This window comes from Arthrospira sp. PCC 8006, assembly GCF_046480465.1.
GTDB classification, from domain to species: Bacteria; Cyanobacteriota; Cyanobacteriia; order Cyanobacteriales; family Microcoleaceae; genus Limnospira; species Limnospira platensis.
Genome location: NZ_PKGG01000428.1, coordinates 1 through 1,778 on the forward strand (window position 1 = coordinate 1; position 1,778 = coordinate 1,778).

General features: G+C 45.6%; 3 protein-coding genes. 1 reads left to right on the forward strand and 2 read right to left on the reverse strand.

Translation table 11 applies throughout. From position 1 onward, the window contains the following. Together B9T16_RS28320 and B9T16_RS28325 are read right to left on the reverse strand one after the other, a co-directional pair. Positions 1-664 (reverse strand): glycosyltransferase family 2 protein (locus B9T16_RS28320; RefSeq protein ID WP_410246355.1); only part of this gene is annotated, 664 nt, incomplete at its 3' end. Positions 665-718: 54 nt separating this feature from the next. Next, positions 719-1,189 (reverse strand): DUF29 domain-containing protein, encoded by a 471-nt coding sequence (locus tag B9T16_RS28325; protein WP_006618135.1) that lies wholly within the window; start codon positions 1,187-1,189, stop codon positions 719-721. A gap of 164 nt (positions 1,190-1,353) precedes the next feature. On the opposite strand from B9T16_RS28325, the gene B9T16_RS28330 reads away from it, so the two are divergent. Next, a partial coding sequence (locus B9T16_RS28330; RefSeq protein ID WP_410246356.1) for a Uma2 family endonuclease occupies positions 1,354-1,778 on the forward strand: 425 nt, incomplete at its 3' end.

Genomic DNA, 1,778 nt, shown 5'->3' on the forward strand with positions numbered 1-1,778 from the left:
TATCTAACACCTTCAGCAAACATTTAGCTTGAGTTTGCGTGTTTCTGGTTGTGTTCCCCTGATACCTCCGATAACCCACCGCTACCCGTCGCCACCAAGCGGCTGCACACCCCATTAACGCCAAACGCAACACCAAATCAACATCATGGGATTGGCGCAACTCCCCATCAAACCCCCCCACCTTTTCTAACCAGTCTTGGCGAATCATCATTCCACTGGTTTTTACAGGTTTATACATTAACCAACTTTCTAAATTTAGATTAGGAACATCACCCCAAGGTTCTACATCAATAATTTTCTCACCGTCTCCATCAACAATTCGCCAGCCTGTATGGACACTACCCAGACTCGGCTGTTGCTCAAAACAATTCACTTGTTCTCCTAACTTTTCCGGTAACAGCCAGAAATCATCCGCATCTAAAAACGCAATCAATTCACCCCTAGCTTCCTTAATCCCTAAATTACGAGCAACAGCAGAACCTTGATTTTCTTGATAAAAATATTGAATTTTATTCCTGTAAGGTTCTAAAACTTGACAAGTTTGATCCGTTGAACCATCATCAACCACTATAATTTCATAATCTTGATAAGTCTGCATTAAAACACTATCGATCGCTTCCCCGAGAAAGCGATCGCAATTGTAAACCGGAATAATGACACTCACCCTCGGATGCTGATTCAGATTCGGACTCCTCCTTATGAAATCATGTAAATTTCCTCAGCTTCTCTTATGATTTGGATACCAGTTCTCTTCCAACAATTCTTCAAAAGAATAAGGACAGTTAGCCGGAAATAGACTTTTAGATAAACCCGTTTTCTTGCTCACGAAACTCACGGCGACATGATAGATAGAGTCCAATTCTAGAATCAGCTTATTTTTCAGGCTTGCCGTCAACTCATGAATTAAATCATCGCGAAACGCAATAATTTCTGCCTGCCAATGTCGATGGTTCCGCTCGTATTCTTTCTCCCAGTATTCCAACAACAGCAGATGGATGATAATCTGCCTCAAAAGACTTCTAGCCTTGTTAAACTCACTCCTTCCCAAACTTTCCAACTCCTCAATCAAGCCGTCCAGATCTAAATCTTGGAAGTCTTTTTCCTTCAACAATTCGACGGTTTGCTGTAGCCACAAATAACCGTCGGTTTTATACAATTCTTGAAGTTGATTCTTGACCGAGTTTTTCATGTTTTTTTCCCGTCTTCCAGTGGTCGTCTTTGATCGGCGATCGCATCACCCTATCTCATCATGATAACACGGGCAAGATGCCCGTGCTACGCGAGAGGCGATCGCATTCCCATCCCCCTGAGTTACTATCGACAATATCCACCCGAATTCCCGGAGGAAATCCGATGCACTCCACCCTTCTCCATGTCAGTCAGGAACAATTCCAGGCGATCGCCGCCGCCAACCCCGATTTAAGATTGGAACGGACAGCCACAGGAGAATTGCTCGTGACACCACCGACCGGGAGCGAATCGGGAAAAAGAAATTTCAGCTTGACAACCCAACTAGGAATTTGGGTAGAAGCAAACCCAGAATTGGGCGAAGGGTTCGACTCCTCCACCGGATTTATTCTCCCCAACGGGGCGATCCGTTCCCCTGATGCTTCTTGGGTGAGTCGCCCCCGCTGGGAAGCACTGACACCGGAGGTGCGCCGAGGTTTCGCTCCCTTATGTCCTGATTTCGTGGTGGAATTGCGATCGCCTACCGATAGCTTATCGGAACTGCGAAAAAAGATGGGGGAATATTTGGAAAATGGAGCCCGACTCGGCTG